This is a genomic window from Kribbella sp. (assembly GCF_035655035.1).
Lineage (GTDB): Bacteria > Actinomycetota > Actinomycetes > Propionibacteriales > Kribbellaceae > Kribbella.
Genome location: NZ_DASRVN010000460.1, coordinates 1 through 7,195, shown reverse-complemented (window position 1 = coordinate 7,195; position 7,195 = coordinate 1). Strand labels below are relative to the sequence as shown.

6 protein-coding genes are annotated in these 7,195 nt (G+C 69.9%); 2 read left to right on the top strand and 4 right to left on the bottom strand.

What is annotated here, in order from left to right; translation table 11 throughout:
- Positions 1-591: LacI family DNA-binding transcriptional regulator (locus VFF46_RS25325; protein WP_325039706.1), on the bottom strand; the 591-nt coding region annotated here is incomplete at its 3' end.
- 110 nt (positions 592-701) lie between these two features.
- Between VFF46_RS25325 and VFF46_RS25320 the strand changes: the two genes are divergently transcribed.
- Together VFF46_RS25320 and VFF46_RS25315 are read left to right on the top strand one after the other, a co-directional pair.
- Entirely contained in the window at positions 702-1,406 is a 705-nt protein-coding gene (locus VFF46_RS25320) for a copper homeostasis protein CutC (protein WP_325039705.1), read from the top strand.
- Positions 1,403-1,669, top strand: a complete 267-nt coding sequence (locus VFF46_RS25315; protein ID WP_325039704.1) for a DUF4031 domain-containing protein — start codon at positions 1,403-1,405, stop codon at positions 1,667-1,669. The genes VFF46_RS25320 and VFF46_RS25315 overlap by 4 nt, the downstream gene beginning before the upstream one ends.
- Positions 1,670-1,682: 13 nt before the next feature.
- Here the strand turns inward: VFF46_RS25315 and tuf are convergent, their stop codons facing one another.
- From tuf to VFF46_RS25300, 3 genes are all read right to left on the bottom strand, one after another.
- On the bottom strand, positions 1,683-2,870 hold the full coding sequence (tuf, locus tag VFF46_RS25310; protein WP_325039703.1) for an elongation factor Tu: 1,188 nt from the start codon (positions 2,868-2,870) through the stop codon (positions 1,683-1,685).
- Positions 2,871-3,174: 304 nt separating this feature from the next.
- Positions 3,175-5,556 (bottom strand): hypothetical protein, encoded by a 2,382-nt coding sequence (locus tag VFF46_RS25305; RefSeq protein ID WP_325039702.1) that lies wholly within the window; start codon positions 5,554-5,556, stop codon positions 3,175-3,177.
- 172 nt (positions 5,557-5,728) lie between these two features.
- Positions 5,729-7,093: a PQQ-binding-like beta-propeller repeat protein gene (locus VFF46_RS25300; RefSeq protein WP_325039701.1), complete on the bottom strand. Its 1,365-nt coding sequence runs from the start codon at positions 7,091-7,093 to the stop codon at positions 5,729-5,731.
- Positions 7,094-7,195: the final 102 nt, after the last annotated feature.

Below are 7,195 nucleotides of genomic sequence, written 5' to 3'. Positions count from 1 at the left end.
CCGGCCGCCGGCTGCCTGCGCGTTGTCGACCAGTACGACGACCTCGCGGTGCCCGAGCCGGGCCAGGTGCTCGCCCAGCTGCGCGGCCGCCTCGACCTCGTCGATCGCGACCCAGGACAGGTCCGGGTGGTCGCCCCGGTCGGTCGACACCGCGGGGATCCCGCGGTTCGCCAGGATCTCCAGCGCCGGGTGGCCGCCCGGTACGCAGAAGATCGCGGCCGCATCGATCGCCGCCTGCTGGACGGCGTTGCTGCCGCCGGCGATGTCGGTGGAGCTGAGCGGCATCAGCAGCAGGCTGGTCGCGAACTCCTCGGCGACCTCGGCGAGCCCGGCGAGGAAGCCGACCGCGTACGGGTCCGAGAAGGCGTAGGCCAGCTTGTCGGTGAACAGCACCCCGACGGCGCCCGCCTTGCCGCTGCGCAGGGCCCGGGCGGAGGCGTCGGGTCCGGCGTACCCCAGCTCGTGGGCGGTGGCCAGGATCCGCTCGCGGAGCGCGGTGGAGAGCTGGTCGGGCTTGTTGTAGGCGTTCGACACCGTCGACGGCGACACGCCCACGGCCTTCGCCACGGTCTTGAGTGTCACCCCGGCCATCGCGTCCACCTCTTCTGGATCGTTCTTCTAAATCGTTCTAGAAAAACGATACAGAAGCCGCTCGGTGAGCGCAACACGAATTTCGCGGCGAGTGCGAGAGGATGTACGGCATGGGTTCGTTGCTGGAGATCATCGCGTTGCATCCGGCGGACGCGGAGGCGGCGCAGGAGGGCGGGGCGGACCGGCTGGAGCTGTGCGCCTCGATGGAGGCGGACGGGTTGTGCCCGTCGGTGTCGACGGTCAGCGCGATCCGGCGGGTCACCGACCTGCCGTTGCGGGTGATGCTGCGGCTGGAGAACTCGTTCACCACCGACGGCGCCGGCCTGAACCGGCTGACCGCGATGGCGCAGTCCTTCCTGTCCGCGGGCGCGGACGGGTTCGTGCTGGGGTTCCTGACCCCGGACAACCAGGTGGACGTCGAGTCGGTCGGGCAGCTGGTGAGCACGTTCGCCGGTACGCCGTGGACGTTCCACCGGGCCATCGACGCAGTACTCGAGCAGCAGCAAGCCTGGCGCGCACTGCGTACCCTGCCCGGTCTGGACTGCGTACTGACCGCGGGCTCGTCCATCGGCGTCAGCCACGGTCTGGACGACCTGTGCAAGCTCGCGCGTGACGACGCCGCGGTCGCCGGGGTGATGATGGCGGGCGGCGGCCTGCAGCCGGAACACGTCCCGTGGCTGTACCAGAGCGGCGTACGCCGGTTCCACGTCGGTACGTCGGTCCGCCAGGACGGGTCGTGGACGAAGGCGTACGTGAACTCCCGCTTCGTCCGCTCCTGGCGCAACCTGCTCGACGCCCAGGACGCCCGCGAATGATCCTGATCGACCCGCCCGCCTGGCCGGCCTGGAACCGGATCTGGTCGCACCTGGTCAGCGACGAGTCCTACGAGGAGCTGCACGCGTTCGCCAAGGCCGCGGGCATCCCCGCGCGCGGCTTCGATCGCGACCACTACGACGTACCCAGCGACCGGTACGACGACCTCGTCGCGGCCGGCGCCGTACCCGTGTCCAGCCGTGAGCTGGTGGAGCGGCTGATCACTTCCGGTCTCAGGCATAGGAAAAGGCCCTCAACAGGTTGAGGGCCTTTCCGTCCTAGTCGAGCAACTCGGTCACGGTGCCCGCGGCGACGGTGTGGCCGCCTTCGCGGACCGCGAAGCCGAGGCCGACGTCCATCGCGACCGCCTTGGTCAGCTCCACGCCGAGCTCGATCGTGTCGCCGGGCATCACCAGGGCGATCTCACCCAGGTCGATCCCGCCGGACACGTCCGTGGTCCGGAAGTAGAACTGCGGCCGGTAGTCCGCGGCGAACGGCGTGTGCCGGCCGCCCTCGGCGGTGGACAGCGCGTGCAGGTTCGCCCGGAACTTCCGGTGCGGCCGCACGCTGCCCGGCAGCGCCACCACCTGGCCGCGACGGACCTCGTCGCGCTTCACGCCCCGCAGCAGCACGGCCGCGTTGTCGCCCGCGTCCGCGGACTCCAGCGACTTGCCGAACGTCTCCAGACCGATCGCCGTACTGGTCACCGTCGGGCCGAGGCCGACCACCTCGACCGCGTCGCCAAGCTTCAGCGAACCGCGCTCGACCGCACCGGTGACCACCGTGCCCCGGCCGCTGATCGTGAGCACGCCCTCGATCGGCATCAGGAACGGCTCGCCGAGCTCACGGTCCGGTACCGGCACGTAGTCGTCGATCGCGCCCAGCAGCTCGCCGATCGCGGCGGTCCACGTCGGGTCGCCCTCGAGCGCCTTCAGCCCGGACACCCGCACGACCGGTACCTCGTCGCCCGGGAAGCCGTACTCCGACAGGAGCTCACGGACCTCCAGCTCGACCAGGTCGAGCAGCTCCGGGTCGTCGACGGTGTCGGCCTTGTTCAGCGCGACCACCAGGTACGGCACGCCCACCCGGCGCGCGAGCAGTACGTGCTCGCGGGTCTGCGGCATGGCGCCGTCCTGCGCGGACACGACCAGGATCGCGGCGTCCACCTGCGCGGCGCCGGTGATCATGTTCTTCACGTAGTCGGCGTGCCCGGGCATGTCGACGTGCGCGTAGTGCCGGGTCGCGGTCTCGTACTCGACGTGCGAGATGTTGATCGTGATCCCGCGCTGCAGTTCCTCCGGAGCCCGGTCGATGCCGTCGAAGGCGACGAAGCGGTTCACCTTCGGGTCGCGCTCGGCGAGCACCTTGGTGATCGCGGCGGTCAGGGTCGTCTTGCCGTGGTCGACGTGACCCATCGTGCCGATGTTGAGGTGCGGCTTGGTCCGCACGAACTGGCTCTTGGCCATCAGAAATCCTTTGTCTGTCAGAAGATTCGGTGTGAGCCAGGACCCTCCGGCAAGCCCTCACGGCGCTGTCACCGCGTGGAGGGGGCCGGTACGAGCCACCCTCCTCCGCGGGTCCTGCGGGAGCAGGAGGAGGGTCAGCTTCGAGTGGCCGAATCGACTGACGCGGCCCACGTGGGAGCGCCCGGCAGGCACGTGCCTGACAGGTCGAACTCGAAAACCACGCGGGACATGAGCATCACGGTAGGTAGTAACCGCGCCCCGGGCAACAGAATTCCCGCGCTGCGCGCGGAGGAGCGAGGGGCCGTCAGTTGAGGGCGAAGAGGCGGGTTCCGTCGGAGAAGATGGGGCGGGAGGCGGCCACCGTGACGGCCGGCCTGTCGCAGGTGACGGTCTCGGACTTGGCGACGGCCTGGGCGTTCGGGCCGGCCAGGATCGGCCGGGCCTGGATGCCGGTGGAGCCGATCAGCACCGGCGAGCAGCTCCCGTTGGCCTGCGGCATCAACGTGACGACCCGTCCGTCCGGTAGCAGCCCGAACCCGTCCCGCGGGTACTCCGGGTGCTGCAGCTTGGGCGGTACCTGCAGCAGGTGGTGCCACTGCGGCGTACCGTCCGCGGGGCTCGACGCGGACACGTCGTACGTCTGCGGCTGTCCTGAGTCGTTGCCGGTGCGGCAGGTGATCAGTACGAGGGACGCGTGCGTCGCGGCGAGCTGTGTGTCGCAGGAGGACGAGCCGAGCCGCGGGCGGGGTGTTCCGGGTACTGGCGACGTCCAGAGCAGGTTGCCCGTGCTGGTGTCGACGGACCACTGGTAGAGCGTGCCGCCGGCAGCACCGGTCCAGATCAGCCCGGAGACCTCACGGGTGTCCGGTACGGAGACCAGCTCGCCGACCCACGTGGACGGGTCCAGCTCGGCGCTCAGGTCGATCCGGGAGCCAAGGTTGACCTCCCACTTCTGGGCACCGGTGTTGAGGTCCAGCCCGCGTACGACGGCACCGTTACCGGCGCAGGCGTCAACCACGACCGCCTGGTCCCCGATCAGCGCGCCTTGCGTCACGTTGCAGCGCACCCGCGCCTGCCAGTGCGTCGGGCTGCTCACGCCATGTGAGACCACGTTGTTGCCCTCTGCCACCAGCAGCTGGTCAGAGTCGACCGCCAGCGCCGTACCGTCGGTGTCGACCTCGGTCAGCACCTTCCCGCTCACTGCGTCGAGTACGGCGTAAGTCGGCAGCTTGATGCCCGTGGGCTCGCGGTACTGCGACCGGGGGAGGTGTGCCGCGATGACCTGGCCGTCCTCGGACACCACCAGGCCCCGGGAGCCGCTGGACGCGGCGTCCTGTACGTCGGCCCGCGAGTAGCGCCACCGGATCTGGCCCGTGGCCGCGTCGGACATCACCACACCGTCCGAGCGCAGTTCCGCGACCCCACCGGCCGTACCGGTGATGGCGCCCGTTGCTGGGACCTCACGGCTCCAGGCCAGCGTCCCGTCGAGCTGCACCGGCTGCTGCGTCGGCTGGATCGTGGTCGTCGTACTGACCGTGTTAGCGGTCTCCAGCCGCGCCTGCACGAAAGGCTCGCCAGCGGAGACCACTACCCAGGCCAGGAGCGATCCACAGATAGCCGTGGCGCCAATGCCCACCCAGCGCGGAGGAGCTTGCGCGTACGCCGGTGCGAGCCGTAGCCGGAGTGCCAGCGCCAGCAACGCACCTGCGAGTACTAGAGCCGCAGACGCGATCAGGAGGTACGGCCAGCGCTCTGACATGGCCGCACCGGGCTGAGCCGCCGGCCAGCGCCACCAGCACACGCCGACCGCGATCAGCCCGACAGCAGCGAAGACGATCGCCGGAACGGTCACCAGGCGCCGCTGCGCCCGCCGGAACCAGGCGCAGGTCAGGGCGGCCGCTACCGCCGTACCGGCGATCGGAGCCCACACCGGGAAGCCACTGACTTCGGAGGGATCGGCCGGCCACTTGGCTGCCGCACCGAGGCCACGACCTAGCAGGACCGAGGAGGCGACCACCGCACCGAGCGCGGCGCCGAAGTAGATGACCGGGATCAGCCCGCCGATCGGCCGGGCTGCCCTAGGGCCCAGGGCTTCGACCTCCCGTGTGAGGTTCTCCCGGGCCGGTCTTTCCCATTCCTCGTGACCCCGGGGGGTCGCGTACAGCCGGGTCTCGCTCAGCGTCTGCAGGAACGCCATTCGTCCGCGGGCGAAGTCCCGGTCGGCGATGTGCCCGTACTCCTGCCGGATGCCGGCCGCGTACTCGTCGTACCGCGCGCCCGGCAGGCTCAGGATCCGCAGGTCGGCGTCGCACAGCACGGCGCCGTTGCGGTCATCCGCGGCGCAGTCGTGCTTGGCGGTCAGCCGGACCAGCCGCCCGATCTCCGCGACCCGGTCGGCGTCCACGCCGTACGCGGCCAGCTCGAGCTCGGCCAGCTGGGCCGAGACCTCCTCGTTCTCGCCAGGGTCGGCCCGCGGGTCGTAGATCGCGTCGTGGAACCAGGCCGCCAGCCGGACGGAGTCCGCGTCGTCGGCGTACTCGGCCAGCTCGTCGACGGTGGCCAGTACCTCGGTGAGGTGTTGCCGGTCGTGATAGTGCCGATGTTGCTCTGCGTAACGAGCCAGCAGGTCGTCGCCCAACGGCTGCGCGTGCGGCAGCAGGCGATTCCACTGGTCGCGCAGGTCCATGGCTATGGAGTCTGGCACCCGTTGGGAGTCCGGACGGACGGATCCGGGATTCCCGAATCGGTCCGTGGCCAAAGGGTTATCGGCTTGTCACCTGACTGCTCCGGCAGGTGCCGCAGGTCACACTCCGGCGTCAACGAAACGGCCGTTGCCACCCGTCGACTACACGGAGTCACTAACGCAGGGCGATCACCGTGTTCGGGCCGGAGGTCAGGACGAGATTGCCGACCGCCCGCGGGTCCCGGGTGCAGTCGATGCCGGTGGGCAGCCGGACCTGGCGGAAGCCGGCGCTGTTGATCACGTTCGCGACGCAGCCGGTGGCCGCGCGGCTCAGCGAGACCACGCGACCGTCAGCGGTCACCGTGACCTTCGCCCGCGGGCTGACCGGCGCCACCGTCTGCCAGGCGGTCAGACCGGTGTTCGCGTCGATCGCTGTGACCACGGTCCGGCGGTTCTCGACGGTGCTTCGCCCAGGGCAGTCCACAACGATCAGGTACTTCCCGGCAGCGTTCAGCAGCGTGCGGCACGCCCAGCTCTTCGGCACGGCCCAGCGCCACCGGACGTCGCCAGTACTCGGCTCGATCGCGGTCAGCGCCACCGGTACGTCGGTGTCGCCGCCAGGCTGGGCCACGACGACCAGGCCGGCCACGACAACTGGTCGGCGGTAGCTGTCCAATGAGGTCTTGGTCCACAGCTTCTTGCCGGTCTGTACGTCCAACGCGGTCAGCTCATCCGGCTGGTCGTCGCAGGTGTGGCTGACGAAGGCGAGCACGGTCTCGGCGGTGGCGATCGCGCCCAGGTCTGTGCACTTGCCCGACTCGTACGTCCAGCGCTCGTGCCCATCCGGGTCGACACCGTGCAGCTTGCCGCCGCGTTCGCCGGTCAGGAGCGGCTGGGGCTGCTGGATGAACCTGTCCCGCATCCGGCTGGGCCACGCGGCCTCCCGGCGGCCCGTGTCCGCGTTGAGCAGCAGATACCCGACGTCGCTGAACAGGGCGAGCACGTAGTCGCCGTTGCCGGTGGCTGTGATGACAGGCTTTTCGTCGGAGTCGGAGCGGCTGTAGCGCCAGCGCAGTGCTCCGGTGGCCGCGTCGAGCATCTCGACCGCACCATCCGGCCGGGGGATCGCGACGCCGAAGCGGGTGCCGATCGCCTCGTCAGCACCGGTACCGGCGACCGACTCGCTGACCCAGGCGACGCTTCCGTTGAGAACGGACGAACTGGCGCGTCCGGCTACCTGTGGGGAGCCTTCGAGCCGTTCGTTCGACGAGAGCACGTAGTTGCGTGACAGCGGCTGGACGATCAGCAGGAGTGTGAGAGCAACAGCAGCCGGTACGACGAGCCAGGCGAGCTGCTGACCCAGGTTGCGCGCTGGGAGATAGCGGGCGGTCCGGGTACGAAGCAGGGAAGCCACCAGTGCGGCTGAGCTTGCTATGAGCAGCATGAGCAACGCGGAGATCAGCAGCGGCACCCGGAGACCTACGCCGGTGGCGGCGTTCGTTCTTGGTGTCTGGGCCCAGGCGATGAGCAGACTGGTCACTGCGATGGCCAGTATTGCGCCTGCGATCAGGCGGGCGCGCTGGCTGGCGCTGCGGGCGCAGCGGAACAGCACTGGTGCGCTGAAGAACGAGAGCACGGCCAG

Coding starts and splice junctions, on each gene's coding strand:
- VFF46_RS25320 (WP_325039705.1), top strand. CDS start 702: ATGGGTTCGTTGCTGGAGATCATCGCGTTGCATCCGGCGGACGCGGAG.
- VFF46_RS25305 (WP_325039702.1), bottom strand. CDS start 5,556: ATGGACCTGCGCGACCAGTGGAATCGCCTGCTGCCGCACGCGCAGCCG.
- tuf (WP_325039703.1), bottom strand. CDS start 2,870: ATGGCCAAGAGCCAGTTCGTGCGGACCAAGCCGCACCTCAACATCGGC.
- VFF46_RS25315 (WP_325039704.1), top strand. CDS start 1,403: ATGATCCTGATCGACCCGCCCGCCTGGCCGGCCTGGAACCGGATCTGG.